Here is a 24,262-nt window from a genome sequence, read left to right on the forward strand (position 1 = left end):
TATGTGGCGGTTATGGTTAATGGCATTGGGGCTGGGCTTTTTGCTGGTTTCATGCCGTAAAAATGTAGACGAACCACAGCCGCCGGCAGACGATTTTGCCGGGTTTGTAAAACCTGCAAATTTTCCTGCCCCTGTATACAAGTTGGAAAACAACCAGGTTACTAAAGCGGGATTTGAGTTAGGGCGTGCCTTATTTTATGATCCTGCGCTTTCGCGAAATAATACCATATCCTGCGGGTCATGCCATATACAAGGCTCGGCGTTTACCCAGCACGGGCACGACGTAAGCCATGGTATTGACGACCGTTTGGGTACACGTAATTCGCCGGCAATAATGAACCTGGCCTGGATGCCCTCCTTTTTTTGGGATGGCGGTGTATTTGACCTTGATTTGCAACCGGTCGTGCCTATCACCAACCATGTCGAGATGGATGAAACGGTTGAAAACGTAATACGCAAGCTGCAGGGCATGCCTAAATACCGCGATTTATTCAAAAAGGCTTATAACAGCGAAGAGATAACCACTGCGCGGTTGATGAAAGCCTTGTCGCAATTTATGATTATGTGTGTAAGCGCCAATTCAAAGTACGACAAGGTGAAACGTAACGAGGCAGGCGAAACCTTTACCCCCGAAGAGCAGGCCGGTTATGCGCTGTTTAAACAAATGTGCGCCGATTGCCACACCGAACCGCTTTTTACCGACAACAGCTTCAGAAATAACGGCATAGGCATCGGGTTTAATAATGATGAAGGCCGGGCCATGATTACTTTTAAACCGGACGATAAATACCGGTTTAAAGTGCCTTCGCTGCGCAATCTTAAATACACGGCACCCTATATGCATGATGGACGGATTTTAAACCTCAACGGCGTATTAAATCATTATGCCGCCGGTGTTAAGCAAACCCCAAACCTTGATCCGTTATTACAGAAAAACGGGGGCTTAGGCTTGCCACTTACTGAAACGGGTAAACAACAGATCATAGCGTTTTTAAATACGCTTAACGATACAGACTTTATTAATAACCGGCTACTGGCCGAGCAATAAGTGCAACAGATGAAAACAACTATAAAAAGAACCGGTATTTTAACCGCTGTATGTTTATTTTTTATCATAACAAGCGCCACCGCGTGCGACATTTGCGGGTGCGGTGTAGGCAGTTATTACCTGGGTATCTTGCCGGAGTTTAATAAGCGGTTTGTTGGTTTACGCTATCAGCATAAAACATTGCGGGCGCATTTAGGCCCCAACGGCACCACCAGCTATCTAACCACCGACGAAACATACCAATCTGCAGAGGTATGGGGCGGATATAATTTTGGTAAAAAAGTGAGGGTGCTTGCCTTTGTACCATATAATTTTAACGAGCGCCGGAGCAACGAAAATGCGGGACATAAAAACGGCTTAGGCGATATCGCGCTTATGGGTTACTACAATCTTTTTAGCGGAACGGGCACCATCGGCAGTAAGCTGCTGGTACAGTCGCTGTGGTTTGGCGCGGGTGTTAAGCTGCCTACCGGCGCTTACTCCCCGGCAGAACGTAATCAATCACAGCAGTCGCCAAATAACTTTCAGTTAGGTACAGCCAGTACCGATTTTACATTGAATGCGGCCTATGATATCCGGCTGATGGACCTTGGCATTAACGTAAATGCCAACTACAAGATTAATACTGAAAACAAGTATGGCTACCGTTACGGTAATAAGTTTACCACTAACGCCCTTGCCTATTATAAGTTCAGGGTGGCAAAAGTGCTTACCATAGCACCCAATGCCGGCGTATTGTATGAAACGTCAGTGAAAGATACAGAGGATCAAAAATTTAGCGTGGATGCGTCGGGCGGCCATGTATTATCATTGGTTGGGGGAATTGAGGCTAACATCAAACGCGTCTCATTCGGTGCTAATTACCAGGAGATCGCTACACAAGATCTCGCTAATGGCAGCGTACGTGCAGGAAACCGTTTAATGGCACACGTATCCGTAGCTTTTTAAGGGTATCGTAACTCAAATGTAGGATAGCCACCATGATGAGTATTCGTAAAATTTACGATAATCACCATAAGCCTATTTCAATGTCACAAATTAGTCACAAATAGATGTTTAAACAATCATTGCACAATTTTGGGTACCTTTGATAGTTAATGTTATAAATTGGAAATAATTAATTCGTTACATATAATTATTTAAGATACTTCTTTTGGTTAGAGAGGTGATTGTTTTAGAGTGATTGGGTCGGGCCGGGAATTTTTTCCGGCCCGATTTTTTTTCCGGCCAACAGTTAAAGTGCTGAGTAACCTGATCAGCGAGTCATTTAAACACAATAGAAATTGCATCCGGTTTTTATAAGTGTCGTCAACTTGCCAAAAGCTGTGTTAAATAATAAAGGGCCCTTTATGCGGGCCCCTTTATTAATTATTCAATGCTTCCTGCTCCTTAAGCGCTGCGATATTGTTATTGTCGCTAAACTCATTTGTTTGGCCGCTAAAGTCTTCAAGTATTGCGGCAATGGTATCAAGGTTTTCTGCAACCCGTTGATGCATATCGGGTAAATCCTTTTCAAGCCTCTTGTCTCCAAGATCAATATTATCAACTTCAATTTTGGCCAGCTTTTGTATAATAGCCTGCTGGCTGTTTTCCAAGTCTTCCAGCTCGTGGACTATCTTTTCCATCAATGCGAATTTTTTTAACTTATCCATAGGTATCTGCTTTAAATTATACACTACATAAAACAATAACCCGGCCAAAATTTGGATATCGTAAATCAACAAACGGTTTACAATATCCGGTCCTAGATGATCTAGTATAACACAGGTGCTGTGCAATTGAGTTATGGAAGTGATTTCAGTAAGTGTAACCTTAAGCGACTATAAAACGTTTTGACGCACAAAACAGCGGCTGACGCGGACACATCCCCAGCTAAAGAGCCAGCAGTAAGCCTTTGGAACTACGTTATGATTGGCTAATGCTGTTGTATCAACGCCGGGTTAAACGCGCAACATATTTACCTATTATATCAAACTCTAAGTTTACTACTGTACCCTCGCGCACTTCATGCAAATTGGTATGCTCATAAGTATACGGTATAATTGCTACTGAAAAACTGCTGTCTTTTGAGTTAACTACTGTAAGACTAATGCCGTTTACGCATACAGACCCTTTCTCTACCGTTACATTCCCATACGCAGGGTTGTAATCAAACGTGTATTCCCAGCTGCCGTTAAGTGATTTAAAATGAGTACAAACAGCTGTTTGGTCAACATGGCCCTGCACAATGTGTCCATCAAGCCGTGCATTAAGTTGCATGCAGCGCTCCAGATTGACTGCATCCCCTATCTTAAGCAGGCCGATGTTTGTTTTGTTAAGCGTTTCTGCAATAGCAGTTACAGTATGCACACCATTGGCAACGGCAATAACGGTAAGGCAAACACCGTTATGCGATACAGATTGATCTATTTTTAATTCAGCAGCTATAGAAGATGCAATAGTAATATGCAGGTTATCCTGCTCGCGCTGCAGGTTAGTCACCCTGCCCAAAGTTTCAATAATACCGGTGAACATAGAGCAAAGTTACTGAATTTTCAGCTATAGCGTGGGTTACCACGGCCTTCGTCACGAACAAACAAGCGTAACTGCTGTTAATGATTGACATTTATATGATTATGCCAAAACAAAGCGCAGGAATATTATTATACAAGTTCGACAACAACCAGCCGCTTGTTTTCCTGGTACATCCCGGTGGCCCCTTTTGGAGAAATAAGAATGAGGGCGCATGGTCTGTACCTAAGGGTGAGTTTACAGAAGATGAAAACATATTGCAAGCCGCGAGGCGGGAATTTGAAGAAGAAACCGGCCAAAAAATCACCGGGGATTTTGTTCAGCTTGATCCTGTACGACAAAAAAGCGGCAAACTTGTTTACGTATGGGCGGTTGAGGGCGATATAAATGCCGAAAAAATAATAAGCAATACGTTCGACATGGAATGGCCGCCGCGTTCCGGCAAAATGATAAACATACCCGAGGTTGACAAAGGCGGTTGGTTTGATGCAGCTACTGGCCGCAAACTCATTAACGCCGGGCAGGTACCGCTTATAGACAATTTATTGCGCTTATTGAAGATTAACTGAGCCGCCCCGAACTGTTATGGGCAACCCTTATTTCATCAAAATACTTTGCGGTTTTTTACCCAGTTAACTGTTTCACTCATTAATTCATGCCTGGCATCAGTTTGCTTGGCGCTACTTAACAGTTTTTCAAATATCACTGAAGCAACTATAGCTTCCTGTTCGTTTGTGTCCGCAGCAGTGTTTGGGTCGAAATATTTCTTTACAAAGTGAGTATCAAAGTGTCCGGATGAGAATGCTTCATGCTCCATTACAAACCGGCCGAAGCCCAGGGTAGTTGTAATACCCGTGATATGGTACTCATCTATCGCCCGTTTCATTCGTTCTATTGCTTCCGTCCTGTCTTTACCATATGTTATCAGTTTGGCAATCATGGGGTCGTAATAAATAGGTATTTCCATACCCTGCTCAAACCCGTCGTCTACACGTACTCCCGGTCCTTTAGGCGTAATGTATGTTTGCAGGGTGCCAATATCCGGCAGAAAGTTGTTTGCCGGATCTTCGGCGTACACGCGCAACTCCATAGCATGTCCCCTGATGCTAAGGTCTTCCTGACTGAAGCTAATTGCCTCTCCCCTCGCAATCTTTATCTGCTCTTTTACAAGATCAATACCGGTTATAGCCTCGGTAACAGGGTGCTCCACCTGCAGGCGGGTGTTCATCTCTAAAAAGTAAAAATCAAGTTTTTCGTCCAGGATGAACTCCACTGTGCCGGCGCCGGTATAATTTACCGAGCGGGCTACATCTACCGCGCACTTGCCCATACGCTCTCGTATTTCGGGGGTTAATACCGCTGACGGCGCCTCTTCTATCACTTTCTGATGACGGCGTTGTACAGAACAATCCCGTTCAAACAAATGCAGTATATTGCCGTGCGAATCACCTAACACCTGGATTTCAATGTGCCGTGGCGATGATACATAACGCTCAATAAAAACCGAACCATCCCCGAAAGCCGAGGTAGCTTCAGAAACAGCCAGTTGCATCTGCTCCTCGAACTCATCTTCACCAGTTACAATACGCATCCCTTTGCCTCCACCGCCGGCAGCTGCTTTTATCAGTATCGGAAACCCTACCTCTATAGCGCGAAGCTTTGCCTCGGCTACATCAGTAATAGCTTCTTCAGTACCGGGCACCATGGGTATATTGTACTTTAAAGCGGCAGCTTTTGCAGATAACTTATTCCCCATGATTTCCATTGCCTCTGGCGACGGTCCGATAAGTATGAGCCCGGCCTGGCGTACCATGCGCGCAAATGCCGCATTTTCTGATAAGAAACCATAACCCGGGTGTATCCCCTCGGCACCGGTTATGCGGCAGGCCTCAATGATTTTCTCGCCAACAAGATATGACTGACTGGCCGGAGGTTCGCCAATATATATAGCTTCATCGGCGTATCTTACATGCAGTGCATCACGGTCGGCCGATGAGTAAACTGCTACCGTTTTAATGCCCATCTCACGTGCCGAACGCATTACACGCAGTGCTATCTCGCCACGATTGGCTATCAGTATCTTTTGCATAACAACAAATGTAAAATATTTGATGAACTATGTACTAACAGGCATACAGTTTGGCGTTTGAAAATTAAGCAGCACGCACGCTTTAAACTCCCCCGCAAGTTTATTTGACTGTAAATTAGGTCATTGGCATTATATTTATCTGATATATAAGTCTAATCAATTACAATAAACACAAAGCCATGAGCGCCAAATCAACAGGACCTGTAGAAAATAAGGGATTCTTTGAAAAAGTAAAAGAAACCATTAACGAAATCTGGAATGGAACCAAGGACCAGGCAGACGATTTAAAAGATACTGCTGCGGATAAACTGGAAGACCTTAAAGAAAGAGCTGAAGAGAACTTTGATAACCTTAAAAAAAAGGTTGCCATTAAAAGAACCGCTAATACTAAAACTGCAGCTACCCTTAAAAAGACCATTACCAAAAAAATACCTGCTGTTAAATCAGGGGTTAATGAAAAAACCGCAGATGCAACAGATAGGGTAAATTCCAAAGCTGCAAATGTAAAAACAGCTGCCGGTAAACTGGCTAAGAAAGCGGACGAAAAAGGTAAAAGTATTACAGCAGATGCGAAGGCTAAAACCACAGCGACCAAACGCACAACAAAGAGCACTGCAAACAGCGGCAGGTCAAAAGCAGGCGATACTAAAAAGTAGTTATTGAAAAACGCTTGATTGCGTTTATACAACTGCAATGGTGGAATATTACCGTACTTAGTAGGCTTCGTAACAGGTTTTAAGCACGAAGCTTATATGCGTAACATAATCGTTGACCTGCTTTATCCGGCCGCAACAGTAAACTATCCTGATGGTATCTTTGCAAGAGGCGTGAAAGCACTTGCATATCATAATACGCAGACACAGGACAAGTGAAGGGTTGCATCAATTGTAAAATTTTGTTAAAAAACAGATTAAAAGTTGGGCTTTGTAGTACGGTTGCTTAATTTAGCCAGTATCCATATTTCAAACCGAGTTAATGAAGTTAAGCACATCCCTGTTTTTATCATATATACTGTTATCATTTTGTTCGCCCGTGTTTGCACAGCGCGATAGCATATCACTGAATACTATAGTTGAAAAAGCAAATCAGCTAACACAAAGTCACCCTATAGAAAAAGTTTATCTCCACTTAGATAAGCCATATTACGCCACTGGTGACACTATTTGGTATAAAGCCTATCTTACCTTCGGGCTGCACCAGCCATCAGAACTTAGTAAGATAGTTTATGTAGATATTATAAACAGCCGTGATCAGCTTATCGCGTCGCAGATGCTTTCTGTTAAAGAGGGAACAGCTATAGGATCGATAGCGTTAACGCAGCCTCAATTTGTGCAGGACAGTTACCACATACGGGCCTACACAAAATGGATGATGAATTTTGACAAAGCCTATTATTTTAATAAAACTGTAGTAGTAGGTAATGCTATTAATAAGCCTGTTAACACCGCTATAATTTTAAAACGTACAGCTAACTCCAATAACGCCGGTGTAAACACCATCATAACTTACAAAGATTCGGACGGCAATCCACTGGCTGATAAAAAAGTACAGTGGACAATAACAGATAATGGCGAGGACCTTGCAAAGGGAAAGGCAAGCACAGATGCGCAGGGAAAGCTTTTTATCAATTTTCCTAATACAGCGTCGACCGACCTATCATCAGCCGTGTTAAATACAGTGCTGGATGCTGGTAACCATAAGGAATACAGCAACTCGTATCCATTAAAGTCTGTAGCGCTTCCAACCGACGTACAGTTTTTCCCTGAGGGTGGTAATTTTATTAACGGGCTTCGGTCAAAAATTGCGGTAAAGGCGGTACAGCCAAACGGATTGGGAATTGATTTTACCGCTGTAATAAGTGACAATACCGGTGCAACGGTAACTACCTGCAACAGCCAGCACCGCGGCATGGGCTTGTTCGTACTTACGCCCGAAGCGGGTAAGACTTACAAGGCTGAAGTTAATTTTAAAGATGGCACAAAGGACATTTATGAACTGCCTGTAGCACAAACAAGCGGGATTATAATTACTGCCGGTACTCCTGATACAGCAAACGTGTACATAAAAATCGCTGCTAACGAAAGTTACCTGAAAAGCCATTTAAATAAAACCTACTACCTTGTAGCTAAAACCGGCCAGGTAATTTGTTACGCGGCTAAGATTAAACTTACCAATCCGGACTTTTCTGCCGCTATACCGGCCAACAAGTTTCCAACCGGTATTGCCCAACTTACGCTAATGACATCTTTTGGGCAGCCGCTCAGTGAAAGGCTGGTATTTATTAACCGGCCCGATAAGTTGAACCTGTCAGTAATCACAGATAAAAAGGTATACTCAAACAGGAAAAAAGTTACCATGAGTGTGAATGCCAAGAACGCGGTAGCCGGTGTGAGCGATCTTTCTGTGGCAGTTATTAACGAGACCAAGGTTCCGGTTGACGAAGATGCCGAAACTACTATACTAAGCAATATGTTGCTTACCTCTGATATAAAGGGCTATGTAGAAAGCCCTAATTATTACTTTAAAGGAAGCAGCGACAAAACTGCATCAGATCTTGACCTCTTAATGCTTACCCAAGGATACCGGCGGTTTACTTACACCGAGATGTTAAAAAACAAAATTCCGCAAGTAAATTATTTCCCTGAACAAGGAATTGAACTTAGTGGTATACTGCGTACCAGTAATGGTTTACCCGTTAAAGGTGGCACGGTAACCCTGCAAATTCCGTCAAAATATTACACTACACGCGCAACCACTGATGCTGAAGGAAGATTTAGGTTTCCGGGATTGGTGTTTGCTGATTCCGCAAAAATTGTAATCAGTGCCAAAGGTAACTATAACGCCAAGAATATGATGGTGACTGTGGATGGAAGCAGTTACCCCGCTATGTTCCCCAATCCGGATGAACCAGACGAACAGTTAAACATTGATACCAAATTAAGTGATTACCTGGTAAACAGCAAAAAGATATATGAAAGCTCCCGCCAGTTACAGGAGGTAGTTATTAAGGCGAAAGCAATTACTAAACCCGGCCCGAGCTACCGGGACCATTCCGCTTTAACCGGTCTGTCAATGCCTGACCATCAAATATCGGGTGACAGATTTAAAGGATGTAATATTATGCTGCAGTGCTTACAAGGCACGCTACCTGGTGTAACCTACGATGCAAATACCGCCCAGTTTTACCTAAGCCGTAGTTTTAATTCAGGCGGAAGAATCCCTATGGCTTTATATGTAAGCGGTATGCCGGTAGACGTTGGTTATCTTAATAGTTTAAATTCAGCTGATTTAGCTTCCATAGAAGTTTTTACCAGGGATGAACTCGGCATGGTAAACCGCGCTGGTCAAACAAACGGCGTGTTGGCCATAAACATGAAGGTTGCGCCAAAGGGCACTAAAGTTAGCTTACAGGATTTGGAGGAGCTTATACCGCAGGCGCATACGGCTAAAATAACACCTATGGGCTATACCATTCCAAAAACATTTTATTCGCCAAAATACACACCCACCGGCAACGGCGGGGCTTTTGGTCCTGATCTGCGCACTACTATTTACTGGAACCCGCGGGTTAATACTGAGGCAGGAAAAGCCACATTCGATTTCTTTACTGCCGACGGCAAAGGAAGTTACAGAACCGTTGTAGAAGGCATAGACAAGGATGGCCGTATCGGACGTGTTGTATATCGCTTCAAAGTGGAATAGCAAAGAACATAGTTATGCCAAAGCGGCTCGTCCTGGTATGAAACCCACAGAAACAATGAAGACGGTTTATACAACCGCCTTCGTTATTCTTTATCAAGCTCCAAACTTGTAACCAACTCCCTTTACCGTCGACACCACATCGTCGCCAAGCTTTTCACGCAGTTTGCGTATGTGTACGTCGATAGTTCGGTTGGTAACCACTACCGAGTCTTCCCAGATATTTTTTAATATTACCTCGCGCGTGTATACTTTGCCGGGTTTTGAAGCAAGCAGGTACAACAGTTCAAATTCTTTTTTTGCCAATACGGTACGCTCGCCGTTATTGTAAACAAGATATGCCTCGCGGTCTATCACGAGATTGCCGATTTCAAGCTTGTTATCAACAACTTCCTCAGCCTGTGTATTACGACGCAATATGGCATTGATGCGGCTTACCAGCGCACGCGGTTTTATAGGTTTGGCTATGTAATCATCTGCCCCCACGTTAAACCCGGCAATCTCCGAATACTCTTCACTGCGCGCTGTTAAAAAAACCATAAAGGTGTTTTTAAACTCGGGCATGGTACGTAAAATCCGGCAGGCTTCAATGCCGTCCATTTTCGGCATCATGATATCCAAAACTATCAGATCGGGTAATGACCTTTTTGCTTCAGTAACGGCTTCCTGCCCATTATGAGCAAGAAAAACCTGGTACCCTTCTTTTTTTAAATTATATTCTATTAGCTCCAGAATATCCGGCTCGTCATCAACTATTAGTATCTTTTGTTTTGCAGTGTTACTCATTACACATTTATTTTGGTATAAAAGTATACGCTTAGTTATACTAAATAGTTAAGGGTGTATTAACAAATTGTTAAGTATCACATTAACTTAACATGATATTAAGGCTTGTTAAAAGTCTTCTTTAAAAATTCTTCAAGTTGATTGCCAGTTATATTTTTTGCAATGATAACGCCTTGGGGATCAATAATGAAGTTGGATGGGATAGCACTTATCTGGTACATACGCTCCACAGGTCCATCAAAACCCTGCAAACTCGATGCATGCGCCCAGGTTAATCCATCGGCTTTTACCGCCTCTTCCCATTTTGCTTTGTCATTATCAAGTGATACGCCCAAAATATTGAGCCCCTTTGATTTATAAAGTTTGTATTGCTTAACTATGTTAGGATTTTCCATGCGGCATGGCCGGCACCACGACGCCCAGAAATCGATCATCACATATTTGCCTTTATAGCCAGACAAACTGATGTTTTTACCATCAATTCCTGGCAGTGTAAAGTCCTGAGCTTTCTGGCCTACCGAAACCGGTTTTAAAGCCATCATTTGCTTAACAAAGCGCTGAACCATTGGATTATCAGCGAATTTATCCTTTATATTATCTGCATAACTAACTAACTCAGCCTCGTTTTGACGAGGGTCGATAGATGACGCTGCAAAAAAAGCTGCCAGCGAATTCTTGTTTTTGTTGATAAAACTTAAAATTCGCTTACTGTACTCAGTGGTATTTTTTTGAAATATCTCCCGGTAATGGTTTAATAGCGTGTCCGATTTATCTGTGGCCGCTCTGGCCTCATATTCGGCTACGAGGCTGGTATTTTTTGTTCCGAAAGTTTTGTTAAGCTCGTTAAACTCTTTTAATTCAGCCTCTTCATGCGAGCCTTTAACGGTAAAATCACTTTTGTCCGGGGCAATTGTGGTAGCAAATTCAATGTTGTCCCCGTCTTTAGCAATAATGTCATAAGTATTTTCGCCGATTTTCAGCCTGAAAAGGTTAGCATAAGCTGAAGCGCCTTCCAATTTGAATTTCCCGGAGGCATCAATGTCGGCCGTATCTACAGCAGATAAATTATTACTATCGAGCTTAAGCAATTCGGCAGTTTTAGTTTGCCCGGCATTGGCTACCTGGCCGGTTACAGTAAACCCTGAACCTTCTGTACCACTTTTACATGAAAAAATGTAAAGGCTTAAAAAGGCAATAACGGCTAAAATTAAACGGTTTCTCATTTGTAGGCTTCTAATTGTTTTATCAGTAATTGGTTTGTTTTCTGCGGATCTATCTTCCCTTTTGAGCGTTTCATTACCTCGCCCATAAACAGGCCTAACACACCTTTCTTCCCTTTATGATATTCTTTTACCTTTTCGGGATACTTGGCAAGCGCTTCGTTAATAAATTCGTTAACCTCGTTGTTATCAGTACTGATAAGCAGGTTTTGTTCCCGCGCAACCTGTTCTGCGGTGCGTCCGTGCTCATGCAACAGCGCGATAAACAGTTTGTGATAAGCTACCGTGTGATTAACCAGGCCATCGTCCATTAGCTTAATAATACCTGCTAACTGCGCAGGTGTAATGCTGATATCAGTGATATGACTGCCTGTATCATTAAGATGTGATTTTACAGGCCCCATAAGTAAATGTACCGCAGCTTTATAATTGTCTGTTAACTTTATTAATTCTTCAAAATACATGGCCATTTCCTTATCAGCTGTTATTACAGAAGCGTCGTACTCTGAAAGGCCTAATTGGGTTATGTATTTATCGTGCAACTCATGCGGCAGCGCGGGCAGTTTTTGGCGGATGTTCTCAATATAATCAACGCTCAATTCAAGTGGCTGCAGGTCGGGTTCTGGAAAATACCGGTAGTCGTTTGCCATTTCTTTAGTACGTAACACGGAAGTTTCGCCGGTAGCCGCGTCAAAGTTCAGTGTGTTTTGTTCTATATATCCGCCGGCTTCAATTACTTGTACCTGCCGCTCAAATTCATGTTCAATGGCGCGCTGAACGTTACGTATTGAGTTTAAATTCTTCACCTCGCAACGGTTACCAAACGCTGTAGCCCCACGCAACCTCACTGATATGTTAGCATCGCAACGCATGCTACCCTCTTCCATATTTCCGTCGCATATCTCCAGGTAACGCAACAGGCGGCGTACTTCTGTTAAAAAATGGCCGGCTTCTTCGGCACTGCGCATATCCGGTTCAGTTACTATTTCAAGGAGCGGTACCCCAGCCCTGTTCAAATCTATAAGCGAATCTGTATGGTGGTTATCATGCGAACTTTTACCCGCGTCCTCTTCCATGTGAATGTGGTGCAAGGCAATATCTTTCTGTGTACCGTCGGTAAGTTTTACACGTATATGGCCGCCAAGGCAAATCGGCGCCTGGTCCTGTGATATTTGGTAGCCTTTAGGCAAGTCGGCATAAAAATAATTTTTACGGGCAAAAGTATTTTGACGGTTAATGGCACAATTGCAAGCCAGGCCCATTTTTACGGCATACTCAACGGCTTTTACGTTAGTAAACGGTAAAGTTCCCGGATGGCCGAGCGTAACAGGGCTTATGTGCTGGTTAGGCCCTGCCCCATAAGCAGCGGAATCAGGTGCAAACATTTTGCTTTGGGTAGATAACTGAGCGTGTACCTCTAAACCTACTACCAACTCATATTTATCGCTCATACTGCCTGTAACAATCGTCATACTTAAAATGTCCGGTTATGAAATTATTGTACAAAAAGCCAAATATATAAATATTATCAGCCTAACCTAATCCCCTTAAAAGGGAGTGCGAACGTGCGGAATGATATTTATGCCAAAAATCCCCTCGCTTTGTTAAGTGCGTTATTAAGCCCGCTTGCATCCTTACCGCCTGCCGTAGCATAAAAAGGCTGGCCGCCACCGCCACCCTGTATCTCTTTAGCCAGTTCGCGGATGATACTGCCCGCGTTTAAACCCTTTTCCTTCACCAGGTTTTCTGCTATCATCACTGTCAGGTTGGGTTTGCCGTCAATTTCGGCAGCCAACACCAGGAACAGGTTAGGCACAATATCCTTTAAGCTATAAGCAAGGTTTTTCACAGCCTCGGCGTTAGGCAGCTCAACCTTTTGCGCTATAAAACTTATGCCATTGACATTTTCAGCCTGCTTGGCCAGTTGATGTTTTAATCCTGAGGATTTTTCCAGCAGGCTTTTTTCCAGTTCCTTTTTCAAACGGTTATTTTCGTTCAGCAAACCCTCAACGCTTTTCACCAAATCCTTCGGATTTTTTAGCTGGTCTTTTAGCTGTTGTATCAAATTACTTTGCAGCGTAATATAATTTTCGGCGGCTACACCCGTAATAGCTTCAATACGACGCACTCCAGCGGCTACAGCGCTTTCAGCTATAATTTTAAAAAAACCAATTTGCCCGGTGGCTTTGACATGCGTACCGCCGCACAATTCCTTGCTAAATTCATCGTCAAAAGTAATCACGCGCACAAAGTCGCCGTATTTTTCACCAAACAAAGCGGTAACGCCGCTTTTAATAGCTATATCGTAAGGCACATTACGCTCTTCCTTAAGATCGATATTCTCGCGTATTTTCTGATTTACAATTGCTTCTATCCGGGCTATCTCATCCTCGGTCACCTTGCTGAAATGCGAGAAGTCAAACCGCAGATAATCAGCATTTACCAATGAACCTTTTTGATTAACATGCGTGCCTAACACCTGTTTCATGGCTGCGTGCAGAAGGTGCGTAGCACTATGATTGGCTTCGGTACTCAACCGCAGCGCGGGCTCAACAATAGCTGTCAACGCGTCAGAAAGGTCGGCCGGTAATTCATCAGCAAAGTGCACAGTAAGGCCATTCTCTTTTTTTGTGTCTGTAATGTATATCACGTCGCCGTTAGGAAAAACCAGTTCACCTTTGTCCCCTACCTGGCCACCGCTTTCTGCGTAAAATGGAGTTTTGTCCAACACCAATTGGTATTGCTCCTTACCCTTAGCCGCTACTTTACGATATTTAGTAATGTGGCTGATGGTTTCGCATTCATCATATCCTGTAAATTCAACAGTGTCATCGTCTTTCAATACTACCCAGTCGCCGGTATCAATAGCGGTAGCGGCGCGTGAGCGTGATTTTTGCTGATCCAAAGATTTAGCAAAGCCTTCTAAATCAACCGACAATCCCTTCTCCCTGGCTATCAACTCAGTTAAATCTAACGGAAAACCATAAGTATCATAAAGTTCAAAAGCCTGCTGGCCTGTTATATTCTCGGTGAACTGTTCAACGATTTGTATCCCCCTGCCAAGTGTGCGTAGAAATGACAGTTCTTCTTCCATAACTACCTTCTGTACAAAATCTTTTTGGCTGTACAACTCATCAAACACGCCTTTAAACTGATCAGCGAGTAAAGGCACAAGCTGGTTTAAAAATGGCTCTTTAAAGCCTAAATATTGATATGAATACCTTACCGCCCTGCGCAAAATACGACGGATAACATAGCCGGCCTTATTATTTGACGGCAGCTGCCCGTCGGCAATAGCAAAGCTTATGGCACGTATATGGTCGGCCAACACACGCATCGCTACAGCCTCATTCCAGCCGTCGCTTCCAGGTGTGGATTTACCGTTGTAAGCTTTACCCGACTTATCGGCAATGTACTGAATTATTGGCTGGAAGATATCGCTATCGTAATTTGAGGTTTTACCCTGCAGTACGCGTACCAAACGCTCAAATCCCATCCCTGTATCCACGTGCTTAGCAGGCAATTGCTGTAACGAGCCATCTTTAAGGCGGTTAAATTGCATGAATACATTGTTCCATATTTCAATCACCTGGTCATGATCTGCGTTTACCAGCGTGGCGCCGTCTACCTGCGCACGTTCACTATCGGGTCGACTGTCGTAATGTATTTCGGTACACGGCCCGCACGGACCGGTTTCGCCCATTTCCCAAAAATTATCTTTTTTATTACCCGGAAGTATATGGCTTTCGTCAACAAAAGCTTTCCAAAGGTTAAAGGTTTCGGTATCTTTTTCAAGTCCCTCCTTTTCGTCGCCTTCAAAGTATGATACGTATAAACGGTCCTTAGGCAGTTTATACACTACAGTGAGTAAGTCCCAGCTCCAGGCAATGGCTTCGTTTTTAAAATAGTCGCCAAAGCTCCAGTTGCCCAGCATCTCAAACATGGTATGATGATAGGTATCAATGCCTACTTCTTCCAGGTCATTATGCTTCCCGGATACACGCAGGCAACGCTGCGTATCAGCCGCACGCGGACTTTTTGCCGTGGCTTCGCCTAAAAATATATCTTTAAACTGGTTCATCCCCGCGTTGGTAAACATCAGGGTCGGGTCGTTTTTTATAACTATCGGCGCAGAGGGCACTATAGCATGTCCCTTAGAAGCAAAAAAATCAAGAAAAGCTTTGCGTATTTCGTTAGCTGTCATTAATAAGAATGTTTGGAGTGCAAAGGTAATTATTAACGTGGAAAATAGATTTTGAATTTCAAATGTCCGTTATTAAGCTATTTATATTGACTTTACAATTGTAAATTCATTTGAAAATTTTTGCTTTTAGCTTATGGTAACGATAGAAATCAAATTCAAATTCCAGAATATGATTTAAACAATTACATTTGTTTATGCCGTATAAAGAACGAGAAATCAGCAAGATGTACTACACCATGGGTGAGGTGTCGGCCATGTTTGACGTAAATCAGTCAATGTTAAGATTTTACGAAAAGGAATTCGACATTCTTCAGCCTAAAAAGAACAAAAAGGGAAACCGCTATTTTACCCCGGAAGACATTGAGAATTTGAAGGTTATCTTTCACTTGATAAAGGAAAAAGGGTACACACTCAACGGCGCTAAGGAACACATGAAAAACAACATGGGCAGTACCAAAGATCAGCAGCGTGTTATTGATAAATTAAACGACCTGAAGAAATTTTTGCTTGAAGTACGCGACCAATTATAAACCCCTGATAAAACACATTTTAATCCCCGCGACCTGAATTATCCGGCATAAAGCGAATGAATATTTATCATAGGGGAGCTATACCTTTTGTTTTATTCCTTATCCCTTATTTGGCAGGCATTTTTGCAGGCGGTAGCCTATTTGAGCCGACAAAAACTTTAGCGCCGCTTTATTGGGTTTTAATTATACTCACCTCGACGTTTGTATTGCTTAATGTGTTTTATAAGAGCTGGACTTATAAGGTAAAGTGGCTTGGTGGCTTAATCATTATAACTACACTGTTTATCAGTGGCATTATAAACACTATCCAAAGTAAGGACATCCGCCTAAAAGATCACTTTTCACAATACCATGGCAAATACCTGGTAGTTAAAGTTACCAATGAGCCGGCTTGGAAAAACGATGGTTTAAAGTTTACGGCGACTGTTGAACAAAGCATAAATGGCAGTGCCCGCCGTAATACCGTAGGCAATTTATTGATAACAATTAAAGACGATGCTGCCCGTGATATATACTATGGTGACGTATTGCTTATTCGGGCCAAATACTATGAGGTAGATCCGCCCCTCAATCCGGCGGAGTTCAATTATCAAAAATATCTTTTCAATAAAAATATTTATCACCAGGCATATTTATACCCGCGTCAGCATACTTTACTGATTAAGGCGGCAGGTAACCGGTTTGTAACGCAGGCACTCCGCTTACGGCAACGCCTTGTTAATAAGCTTAAGGCCAACATGTACCATACCGATGCAGCAGCCGTGGCGTCTACCCTGATATTGGGTTATAAAGCTGAATTGAGCAACGATGTGTTGCAGGCATATTCAAAGACCGGCACTATACACGTATTATCGGTATCTGGTGCGCATGTAGGGCTGGTTTACCTGGTACTTACCTTTATACTGTCATTTTTAAACAGGTTCAAGCATGGGAAAGTTGTAAGGGCGGCTATCATCATTGCACTGGTTTGGTTTTACGCGCTTTTAACGGGCTTTTCGCCTCCTGTTTGTCGTGCGGCGGTGATGCTTACACTAATTGTTGGCGGTAACACCTATTACCGGCATATCAGCAGTTTAAACATCCTCGCCTTCTCGGCATTTATTATGCTGTTATTTGACCCATTGCTCATATACGACGTTGGTTTCCAATTATCATACCTTGCTGTGGGCGGTTTAATTGTTCTGCAGCCACTGATTTATAATCGTATTAAAATAAAGGATAGGTGGCTTAACAGATTATGGTTAGTTAGTTCGGCATCAATTGCAGCACAGATAATTACTCTTCCGTTAAGCGCTTACTATTTCCACCAAATACCTGTATATTTTTTAGTAAGCAACTTGTTTATTATTCTGCCTTCTGCAATTATATTGTGTGGTGGTATACTGTATTTGTTTCTCCCGCAAGGCATTGTTATCGATAAATGGTTAGCTTATCTATTGGAGCAAACCATCTTGTTTACTAATAATACCTTAAGCATTATTGAACGGGCACCAATGGCAAGTATCAATAAAGTGTGGCTTACCAAAGTTGAGTATTTGCTATTATACGGTATCATAATCAGTTGCTTTATAGTGTTTCACAAACGGAACAGACTGATGACCGGCGTAGCGGCAGGTTTACTCATTTGGTTCCTGGCATCCATAATTGTAAAAGCTTACAATGCATCTAAATCCAATGAGATCGTTTTTCTTTCCTTACGAAAAGAGTGGGGCATAATTTTCAAACAAGGCACCAAAGCGGTTGTGCTAACCACGCTGTCTCCTGATAATAAGGCTTACTCCTATTCGGTACAACCTTACCTTGACAGCAGTAACATTAAAAGCCTAACCGTTGCTAAAATCAGCGATGATATTGCCACACCATTCCTGCGAAAAAAAGGCAACATTATACGTTTTAACGAACACACGATAATTGTGTTAGATAAGAATCCGGAGTTAAAGAAAGAAATTAAAGCGGCTCACGGACTTATATTTGTTACCGAAAGTGTTAACCCGGAAGTGTTGGCTGCACTAGCGAATAAAAAACCTACGCTTGTACTTGATGGCAGCATCAGCTTCAACAACGCTATAATGATTGAAAAGCAGGCTAAACTATTAAACATCAATTATAAAATATTAAAGGGTAATAAAGCGTTCATAGTAACATCTAACAAATAAAGTATTATCATTGCTTACAGGCTACTAAAATCAAAAAACAAATAAATGACTATTAAAATCCTTAAAACCGCGCTGTGCCTCACGTTGTCGGCATTCGCCATTAATGCGCATGCGCAAAAAAAATACAGTGAAGGCGTTGTTACTTTAACCGTGAAAGCGCAAGGCAATAATGTTGAAACAAAAACTTATTTCACTGCGGACTCCAACGCTTACACTTTCTCAATGGGGCCGGCAAATTTAAAATTGCTGTCCAATAGCAATGCCGACTTTTTCGCGGTGCTGGTTGATGTGCCCGTGGCCGGCCGTAAGGTGGCTGCCGTTTCAACCCCGGCCGAAATAGAGGAAGGGTTGTCAAAGCTACCTGTGTTTACGTTTACCCCAACTACCGAAAAAAAGGTGATATCAAACTTTAACTGTAACAAGGTAGTTGCCAAAGAGGCCAAAAGTGGTAAATCATATGATGTTTGGGTTACTAAGGACGTAAGCGTTCCGCAGGGAGTTTTAGAAAGATATTATTCAAAAATTGACGGGTTCCCGGTACAGTTTACCGCTTTCCAGATGGGGAGGGAAACAGAAGTTACCGTTACCGGCGTAAGTGATCAAAAAGTGCCAAAAGGCATGTTTACCATTTCAAAAGATTATACAAGGGTTTCTATGAGCGATTTAGCCGCTATGAACGGCGGTAATTAATTGTCGTCCAAAGTTAACAATTTGCTAAAGGCTTCTTAACATCAGCGCAAATAGCTATTTTTGCGCCGATGTTGAGAAGCCTAATTAGTTTTGCCCGGTTTATAATATTCTGGCTGGTATTTGCTATAATAACCCGGGCAACTTTTGAGCTTTATTTTATAGACAAATTAAAAAAGGCTGACTTTGCTGAAATCATTCAAACCTTTATTTATGGCCTCCGCATTGACCTTTCGGCAGCAGGCTATATAGCAGCACTACCTTTACTCACTTTTATTATCACTTGGTTTATACCGCGTGCTTACGTAAAGCCGGTCATCCTCCGGATTTACGTATATCTGTTCGTATTCATAATCTCACTGGTAACTATTTTAAACCTCAACATATTTCGCGAATGGGGCACAAAAATCAGTTTCAGAGTTTTTGATACTCTGTACCATTCACCTTCAGAAGCCGTTGCCTCAACCGGATCATCCCCTATCGGCTTAAGTATTTTTATAGGCATAGTGCTGCTTACGCTCGGGATTGTATTATCAAGCTATATTATTGATTTTAATTTTAAAAAGCCGGTGGTGCCGTTATATTTAAAAATTCCGGTGGCTTTACTTTTGGCTGGTTTAAACCTGCTTATAATACGGGGTGGTTTGCAAGTTGCCCCTATGAACCAGAGCATGGCCTATTTTTCAGATAAACAAATACTGAATCAATGCGCCCTGAATACTGAGTGGAACTTAATACATAATACCATTGAATACTTTAAAACGCCTTATAACCCATATATATTTATGCCTGCCAACAATGCAGCGACCATTGTTGACAGCCTATACCGGGTAAATAAGGATACCACCGAACGGATATTTACCACTAACCGGCCCAACGTGGTGTTTATACAACTGGAAGGCGCCACCGCTGATGTATTTGAATCACTGGGCGGCGAAAAGGGCGTTTCACCAAATTTTGAAAGCTTTGTTAAGGAAGGTGTGCTGTTCAATAATATATTGTCATCATCCGACAGGACGGATAAAGGTATAATAGCCATTTTAAGCGCCTTTCCATCACAGGCTACACGTACCGTTATTGTAGATAACTACAAGCAAGCGCGTATGCCATCGCTAATTACTACCTTCAAAGATAATGGCTATGGCACCTCGTATTTTTACGGTGGCGAAAGTGAATTCATGAACTTTAAGGCATATATATTAAGCCATAAAACCGACGACTTATTTGACAAAACGGTTTTCAGACCTGAAGATATGAATTCCAAGTGGGGTGCGCATGATGACATAGTACTCACCAGGCAATTGGAGTACCTGAATGAGCAAAAACAGCCGTTTTTTTCATATATGCAAACCCTTACCAATCATGAGCCCTTTGAGCTGCCTGTAAAACCACGCTTCCCCGGAGAGGATCTTGGTGATAAATTCAGGAGCACAAGCCACTACGTTGATGCCAGTTTAAAAACATATTTTGACGAGGCAAAAAAACAATCCTGGTACAAAAATACGCTGTTTATACTGGTTGCCGACCATGGCCACAGGTTACCCAAAAATACTTCAGATCCTTTTGAACCTGAAAAGTATCATATCCCCCTGTTGTTTTTAGGGGAAGTAATAAAACCGGAATACAGGGGTAAAAGGATAAATAAATTAGGCAGCCAAACCGATATTGCAGCAACCCTGCTTGCCCAGCTTGATATGCCACACAAACAATTTAAGTGGTCAAAAAACCTCCTTAATCCATACTCAAAGGAGTTTGCATTCTTCGATTGGGACAACGGCTTCGGGTTGTCGTTTCCACAGCAAACCATTTCTTATGATAATTCCGGGGGCCGGGTGATTTATATTCGTAACAGGAACATCCCACAAGCGGTAAATGACAGCATTTTATTGCAGGGCAAAGCCTATATGCAACAGGTGTTTACCGATTATATGAATTTTTAATCGCGTTAAGTACAGTTTCAACCTTTACTTTAGCGGGCAGAACCAGCCTGCTGTTATTAATTTAAATCCTTACCTAGCGCGGTAACCCAGTCGGCAAATAAGCGGCTTTCAATTTCTACAGCCTTGTCAGCATGCAATTGCCATTGAGGCGAAAATTGCTGCAACTGGTTTATCATTTCTTCAAGGTGGCCTTCTTCTTCAAGTATAATCGACTTTACGTTTACTTTACTGCCTACGGTATCAAGTGCATCCTGGTAAACAGGATAAAGCTCGTCCGCACGCACCTCAATAGCATAGGTTACCAGCAGGTAGGCTGCAAAACGCAAATCCCTTCCACTCAGTTTTAATTCACTCTTAAGATAGCGGCAAACCTCTACATCAAGTTGGTTAAGATAATATTTACTATAACCGGGGGCCAGCAGGTATTCTGATGAATAAGTGGGGCAAAAACCCTCGCCTGTTTTTTCTATTTGCTTTTTAAGATAGAAAGCATGGCGATGCTCTTCTGCCGCGTGTTTCAATATTATATAAGTTACTGTAACCGGGTCCTCGCTGGCCGATATCTTACGCGCGCCGGTGTTTTCCATTAATGAAAGTGTATTTAACCACTTTGCATGCAGTTTATTGTCAGCGATTATCTCAGGCAGTAGTGTACTTAGTTCCATGTGTTAAATCTCGTCTAAAGCGTTCTCTATAGTGCTGTAAATATACCCCAGCTCGTTATCGGTAATGCAATATGGAGGTAAAATGTAAATAATATTACCTAACGGGCGTAAAATTATACCCGCGTTTAAGAAATAGCTGTATAGCCTGTCTCGTAACGAACTGAAGTACGAAGTGTTTCCATGCGTATCCCACTCCATGGCTAATATGGTGCCTGTTTGGCGCACATCTTTTAGCTTCGGATGATGTTTTATCTTTTCAGCAAAATCAGCGTGACTGGCTACTATGCGACAAATATTTTCACTTGTTTCAGCATTTAAAAAAAGATCAAGGCTAGCTAGCGATGCTGCGCAGGCAACAGGATTAGCTGTGTACGAGTGACCGTGAAAAAGTGTCTTAAGCTTATCAGCAGACAAGAAAGCATCATAAATAGTGTTAGTGCAGGTAGTGAGGCCAAACGCCATAGTGCCGCCCGTAATACCCTTCGAAAAGCACATTACGTCTGGCTGCAGTTGCAGATGATCGCACGCAAAGGGCTTGCCTGTACGGCCAAAGCCGGTAAATACTTCGTCGGCAATGGTTAATATACCTTCTTCACGGCAGTGCGCGAGCAATTCGTCAAGGCAATCTGCGTCATACATAATCATACCGGCCGAGCCTTGCACCAATGGCTCAAAAATAAAGCAGGATAAATTAAGTTTGATACCTGATATTTGCGACTTTAAATCTTGCAGGTTATTTTTTGTCGGCAATTCAATAAAATCTACATCAAATAACAGGGTATCAAACGCCGCAGTAAAGGCACTGCGCCCACTTACAGACATTGCTCCGAAGGTGTCGCCATGATAGGCATTTTTAAATGCAAGTACTTTAGTGCGCGGTTCGCCTACATTTTGCCAATACTGCAGGCACATTTTTATAGCCACCTCAACCGCAGTCGACCCATTATCTGAGTAAAATACTTTCTGCTGGTTATGGGGCAAAATTGCCAATAGCCGTTCGGCAAGTTCTACCGCGGGCGCGTGTGTAAAACCGGCAAATATAACATGCTCTAACCGGGTTAACTGCTCCGCTACTTTTTGCGCAATATACGGATGGGCGTGGCCATGAATGTTTACCCACCATGATGATACCGCGTCTATGTATTTATTGCCATCCTCATCATATAAACAAGTTCCCTCCCCACTTACAATCGGTATATGCGGCAATGCAGTTTGCATTTGCGTGTAAGGGTGCCATATTACTTTTTTATCGCGTTCAACTAAACCCATTCTATGTCAGTTAATAATTTAACTACGTGCTTATCTATCGGAAAAGTAACATCATCCGGTTTCAAATCATTTACCTTTACCCAACGAAACGCTTGCAGGCATTCTCCTTCGCCATCGAAATCAAAAACCTTTGTTTTAAATACCAGGTCAATCGGCTTTAAATTTTTAACCAGGTAATAAACACTAATTACCTGTGTATCGTTGAAAGCGGATTTTACATAGAAATCTGTGGTGTAAAAATGACTAAGTATTTCTATTTCCATATTACACTCTTCTAAAAATTCGCGTTTCAAACCATCAATCAACCCTTCCCCCTGCTCTAAACCGCCACCCGGAAATTTTGTAAAGCGACGGCCATACTCCTGCTCATCACTTATAAATATTTCGTTATTCCCGTTAATCAGCAATCCGTAAATGCGCAGGTTTATCCGGTTCATGATGCAAAGTGTTTTTTGTTAGGCATAACTTTATCCATTGTCCACTCTATCTCAATCCTTTTTGGTTCTGATCGTATAGGGCAATTAGGCATACTACAGTAGTGACAACACTCAGGTAGGCACGGGTCGCTATGTATAAACAATTCTGTTTTTACGCCTGCTTCCGTATTAATCATCTTGTCTACAAGCGACACTTCCTCATGCACCTTATTAAGGTCAAAATAGTTGGGTAGGGTAAGATGGCAATCAATGTGCAATTCATTGCCATATTTTTGAGCACGCAGGTTATGTATATCTATCCACTCCTCTTTACGCTTGTCATTAAGCACTTGTAATACCTTGGTAAGAATTAAAAAATCGGCCTCGTCCATAAGCCCTGCCACCGATTTACGTAACAATTTATAGCCCGAAAACAAAATGTACAATCCCACCAATATAGATAAACCGCTATCAAGCCATAAAATGCCGGTGAAGTGAATGAGCAGCAGCCCTGCAACCAGTCCAAAGCTTGTTACCATATCAGTTACCAGGTGGCGGCCATCGGCATCCAGAGTTATTGATGGCAGTATTTTTCCCTTATGAATCATGTAATATCCTAAGCAGCCATTGATAACACCGGTAACGCCAATAATGATGGCGCCTGTCAGCAATTCGTGCACATCGTGCGGATACAACATGCTGTATATCGATTTCACTATAATGATTACTGCGGCGATCATTATTAAACCGCCCTCAATAAATACAGAAAAATACTCAATTTTACCATGGCCGTACGGATGATTCTCATCGCGCGGCAAGGCGGATAAATAGATACTAAAAAAAGCGAACGAACTTGCTACCACATTTACTATACTCTCGGCAGCATCAGTTAATATGAAATTCGACGACGTCAAAAAATAAGCGCTGAATTTAGCTGCCATCAGCACTATCCCTGTAACAAGTGAAATTAAAATTATTTTTTTTTGCTCTTTCAATGCAGGGATGTTAAGTAGTTCAAATTTATAAATAACAACCGTAAATA

Annotated in this window: 20 protein-coding genes; 9 read left to right on the top strand and 11 right to left on the bottom strand. The window is 42.4% G+C overall.

Features of this window, described 5'->3' with window-relative positions:
* Position 1 precedes the first annotated feature (1 nt).
* Together DJ568_RS04310 and DJ568_RS04315 are read left to right on the top strand one after the other, a co-directional pair.
* Positions 2 to 1,048, top strand: coding sequence for a cytochrome-c peroxidase (locus tag DJ568_RS04310; RefSeq protein ID WP_114004018.1), 1,047 nt, complete (start codon positions 2 to 4; stop codon positions 1,046 to 1,048).
* Positions 1,049 to 1,057: 9 nt separating this feature from the next.
* Positions 1,058 to 1,996 carry a transporter gene (locus DJ568_RS04315; RefSeq protein ID WP_233496623.1) on the top strand — a complete coding sequence of 313 codons (939 nt, stop codon included), beginning with the start codon at positions 1,058 to 1,060 and terminating at the stop codon, positions 1,994 to 1,996.
* A 416-nt stretch (positions 1,997 to 2,412) separates the two neighbouring features.
* Here DJ568_RS04315 and DJ568_RS04320 read toward each other — a convergent pair whose 3' ends face one another.
* Both DJ568_RS04320 and DJ568_RS04325 read right to left on the bottom strand, forming a co-directional pair.
* Positions 2,413 to 2,700 carry a hypothetical protein gene (locus DJ568_RS04320; RefSeq protein ID WP_114004292.1) on the bottom strand — a complete coding sequence of 96 codons (288 nt, stop codon included), beginning with the start codon at positions 2,698 to 2,700 and terminating at the stop codon, positions 2,413 to 2,415.
* A gap of 277 nt (positions 2,701 to 2,977) precedes the next feature.
* Positions 2,978 to 3,562 (bottom strand): riboflavin synthase, encoded by a 585-nt coding sequence (locus tag DJ568_RS04325; RefSeq protein ID WP_114004019.1) that lies wholly within the window; start codon positions 3,560 to 3,562, stop codon positions 2,978 to 2,980.
* An 80-nt stretch (positions 3,563 to 3,642) separates the two neighbouring features.
* Here DJ568_RS04325 and DJ568_RS04330 point away from each other — a divergent pair, with 80 nt between their 5' ends.
* Entirely contained in the window at positions 3,643 to 4,128 is a 486-nt protein-coding gene (locus DJ568_RS04330) for an NUDIX domain-containing protein (RefSeq protein WP_199560860.1), read from the top strand.
* A 35-nt stretch (positions 4,129 to 4,163) separates the two neighbouring features.
* Here the strand turns inward: DJ568_RS04330 and accC are convergent, their stop codons facing one another.
* Positions 4,164 to 5,648, bottom strand: a complete 1,485-nt coding sequence (gene accC / locus DJ568_RS04335; RefSeq protein WP_114004020.1) for an acetyl-CoA carboxylase biotin carboxylase subunit — start codon at positions 5,646 to 5,648, stop codon at positions 4,164 to 4,166.
* 179 nt (positions 5,649 to 5,827) lie between these two features.
* Between accC and DJ568_RS04340 the strand changes: the two genes are divergently transcribed.
* On the top strand, positions 5,828 to 6,304 hold the full coding sequence (locus DJ568_RS04340; RefSeq protein WP_114004021.1) for a hypothetical protein: 477 nt from the start codon (positions 5,828 to 5,830) through the stop codon (positions 6,302 to 6,304).
* A 319-nt stretch (positions 6,305 to 6,623) separates the two neighbouring features.
* Entirely contained in the window at positions 6,624 to 9,350 is a 2,727-nt protein-coding gene (locus DJ568_RS04350) for a carboxypeptidase-like regulatory domain-containing protein (RefSeq protein WP_114004023.1), read from the top strand.
* A gap of 93 nt (positions 9,351 to 9,443) precedes the next feature.
* Here DJ568_RS04350 and DJ568_RS04355 read toward each other — a convergent pair whose 3' ends face one another.
* The 4 genes from DJ568_RS04355 to alaS all read right to left on the bottom strand — a co-directional run bounded on the left by DJ568_RS04355 (position 9,444) and on the right by alaS (position 15,557).
* On the bottom strand, positions 9,444 to 10,133 hold the full coding sequence (locus DJ568_RS04355; RefSeq protein ID WP_114004024.1) for a response regulator transcription factor: 690 nt from the start codon (positions 10,131 to 10,133) through the stop codon (positions 9,444 to 9,446).
* A 98-nt stretch (positions 10,134 to 10,231) separates the two neighbouring features.
* Positions 10,232 to 11,356 (bottom strand): TlpA disulfide reductase family protein, encoded by a 1,125-nt coding sequence (locus DJ568_RS04360; RefSeq protein ID WP_114004025.1) that lies wholly within the window; start codon positions 11,354 to 11,356, stop codon positions 10,232 to 10,234.
* A complete protein-coding gene (gatB, locus tag DJ568_RS04365) occupies positions 11,353 to 12,825 on the bottom strand; it encodes an Asp-tRNA(Asn)/Glu-tRNA(Gln) amidotransferase subunit GatB (protein ID WP_199560862.1) in 1,473 nt (490 codons plus the stop codon). The genes DJ568_RS04360 and gatB overlap by 4 nt, the downstream gene beginning before the upstream one ends.
* Before the next feature lie 107 nt (positions 12,826 to 12,932).
* Positions 12,933 to 15,557: an alanine--tRNA ligase gene (gene alaS, locus DJ568_RS04370; RefSeq protein ID WP_114004026.1), complete on the bottom strand. Its 2,625-nt coding sequence runs from the start codon at positions 15,555 to 15,557 to the stop codon at positions 12,933 to 12,935.
* A gap of 194 nt (positions 15,558 to 15,751) precedes the next feature.
* On the opposite strand from alaS, the gene DJ568_RS04375 reads away from it, so the two are divergent.
* From DJ568_RS04375 to DJ568_RS04390, 4 genes are all read left to right on the top strand, one after another.
* Positions 15,752 to 16,087 (top strand): MerR family transcriptional regulator, encoded by a 336-nt coding sequence (locus DJ568_RS04375; protein WP_114004027.1) that lies wholly within the window; start codon positions 15,752 to 15,754, stop codon positions 16,085 to 16,087.
* A 56-nt stretch (positions 16,088 to 16,143) separates the two neighbouring features.
* Positions 16,144 to 18,243 carry a ComEC/Rec2 family competence protein gene (locus tag DJ568_RS04380; RefSeq protein WP_114004028.1) on the top strand — a complete coding sequence of 700 codons (2,100 nt, stop codon included), beginning with the start codon at positions 16,144 to 16,146 and terminating at the stop codon, positions 18,241 to 18,243.
* Positions 18,244 to 18,288: 45 nt separating this feature from the next.
* A complete protein-coding gene (locus DJ568_RS04385) occupies positions 18,289 to 18,933 on the top strand; it encodes a hypothetical protein (RefSeq protein ID WP_114004029.1) in 645 nt (214 codons plus the stop codon).
* 68 nt (positions 18,934 to 19,001) lie between these two features.
* Positions 19,002 to 20,870: an LTA synthase family protein gene (locus tag DJ568_RS04390; protein WP_114004030.1), complete on the top strand. Its 1,869-nt coding sequence runs from the start codon at positions 19,002 to 19,004 to the stop codon at positions 20,868 to 20,870.
* 56 nt (positions 20,871 to 20,926) lie between these two features.
* On the opposite strand, the gene DJ568_RS04395 is transcribed toward DJ568_RS04390, so the two are convergent.
* Genes DJ568_RS04395 through DJ568_RS04410 form a run of 4 tightly spaced genes read right to left on the bottom strand, consistent with a single transcriptional unit; the run spans position 20,927 to position 24,215 of the window.
* Positions 20,927 to 21,535: a hypothetical protein gene (locus tag DJ568_RS04395; protein ID WP_114004031.1), complete on the bottom strand. Its 609-nt coding sequence runs from the start codon at positions 21,533 to 21,535 to the stop codon at positions 20,927 to 20,929.
* A 3-nt stretch (positions 21,536 to 21,538) separates the two neighbouring features.
* A complete protein-coding gene (gene bioA, locus DJ568_RS04400; protein ID WP_114004032.1) occupies positions 21,539 to 22,804 on the bottom strand; it encodes an adenosylmethionine--8-amino-7-oxononanoate transaminase in 1,266 nt (421 codons plus the stop codon).
* Complete coding sequence (locus DJ568_RS04405; protein ID WP_114004033.1) at positions 22,795 to 23,241, bottom strand: NUDIX domain-containing protein; 447 nt, start codon at positions 23,239 to 23,241, stop codon at positions 22,795 to 22,797. Before DJ568_RS04405 ends, bioA begins: the two co-directional genes overlap by 10 nt.
* A complete protein-coding gene (locus tag DJ568_RS04410; protein WP_114004034.1) occupies positions 23,238 to 24,215 on the bottom strand; it encodes a cation diffusion facilitator family transporter in 978 nt (325 codons plus the stop codon). Before DJ568_RS04410 ends, DJ568_RS04405 begins: the two co-directional genes overlap by 4 nt.
* Positions 24,216 to 24,262 lie beyond the last annotated feature (47 nt).

This window comes from Mucilaginibacter hurinus (assembly GCF_003324525.1).
Taxonomy (GTDB): domain Bacteria; phylum Bacteroidota; class Bacteroidia; order Sphingobacteriales; family Sphingobacteriaceae; genus Mucilaginibacter; species Mucilaginibacter hurinus.

What these genes read in the sequence shown, in the direction of transcription:
- accC (WP_114004020.1), bottom strand. Translation starts at nt 5,648, where the DNA reads ATGCAAAAGATACTGATAGCCAATCGTGGCGAGATAGCACTGCGTGTA.
- DJ568_RS04320 (WP_114004292.1), bottom strand. Translation starts at nt 2,700, where the DNA reads ATGGATAAGTTAAAAAAATTCGCATTGATGGAAAAGATAGTCCACGAG.
- DJ568_RS04310 (WP_114004018.1), top strand. Translation starts at nt 2, where the DNA reads ATGTGGCGGTTATGGTTAATGGCATTGGGGCTGGGCTTTTTGCTGGTT.
- DJ568_RS04375 (WP_114004027.1), top strand. Translation starts at nt 15,752, where the DNA reads ATGCCGTATAAAGAACGAGAAATCAGCAAGATGTACTACACCATGGGT.
- gatB (WP_199560862.1), bottom strand. Translation starts at nt 12,825, where the DNA reads ATGACGATTGTTACAGGCAGTATGAGCGATAAATATGAGTTGGTAGTA.
- DJ568_RS04390 (WP_114004030.1), top strand. Translation starts at nt 19,002, where the DNA reads ATGTTGAGAAGCCTAATTAGTTTTGCCCGGTTTATAATATTCTGGCTG.
- DJ568_RS04385 (WP_114004029.1), top strand. Translation starts at nt 18,289, where the DNA reads ATGACTATTAAAATCCTTAAAACCGCGCTGTGCCTCACGTTGTCGGCA.
- DJ568_RS04325 (WP_114004019.1), bottom strand. Translation starts at nt 3,562, where the DNA reads ATGTTCACCGGTATTATTGAAACTTTGGGCAGGGTGACTAACCTGCAG.
- DJ568_RS04340 (WP_114004021.1), top strand. Translation starts at nt 5,828, where the DNA reads ATGAGCGCCAAATCAACAGGACCTGTAGAAAATAAGGGATTCTTTGAA.
- DJ568_RS04355 (WP_114004024.1), bottom strand. Translation starts at nt 10,133, where the DNA reads ATGAGTAACACTGCAAAACAAAAGATACTAATAGTTGATGACGAGCCG.
- alaS (WP_114004026.1), bottom strand. Translation starts at nt 15,557, where the DNA reads ATGACAGCTAACGAAATACGCAAAGCTTTTCTTGATTTTTTTGCTTCT.
- bioA (WP_114004032.1), bottom strand. Translation starts at nt 22,804, where the DNA reads ATGGGTTTAGTTGAACGCGATAAAAAAGTAATATGGCACCCTTACACG.
- DJ568_RS04330 (WP_199560860.1), top strand. Translation starts at nt 3,643, where the DNA reads ATGATTGACATTTATATGATTATGCCAAAACAAAGCGCAGGAATATTA.
- DJ568_RS04380 (WP_114004028.1), top strand. Translation starts at nt 16,144, where the DNA reads ATGAATATTTATCATAGGGGAGCTATACCTTTTGTTTTATTCCTTATC.
- DJ568_RS04360 (WP_114004025.1), bottom strand. Translation starts at nt 11,356, where the DNA reads ATGAGAAACCGTTTAATTTTAGCCGTTATTGCCTTTTTAAGCCTTTAC.
- DJ568_RS04395 (WP_114004031.1), bottom strand. Translation starts at nt 21,535, where the DNA reads ATGGAACTAAGTACACTACTGCCTGAGATAATCGCTGACAATAAACTG.
- DJ568_RS04350 (WP_114004023.1), top strand. Translation starts at nt 6,624, where the DNA reads ATGAAGTTAAGCACATCCCTGTTTTTATCATATATACTGTTATCATTT.
- DJ568_RS04405 (WP_114004033.1), bottom strand. Translation starts at nt 23,241, where the DNA reads ATGAACCGGATAAACCTGCGCATTTACGGATTGCTGATTAACGGGAAT.
- DJ568_RS04315 (WP_233496623.1), top strand. Translation starts at nt 1,058, where the DNA reads ATGAAAACAACTATAAAAAGAACCGGTATTTTAACCGCTGTATGTTTA.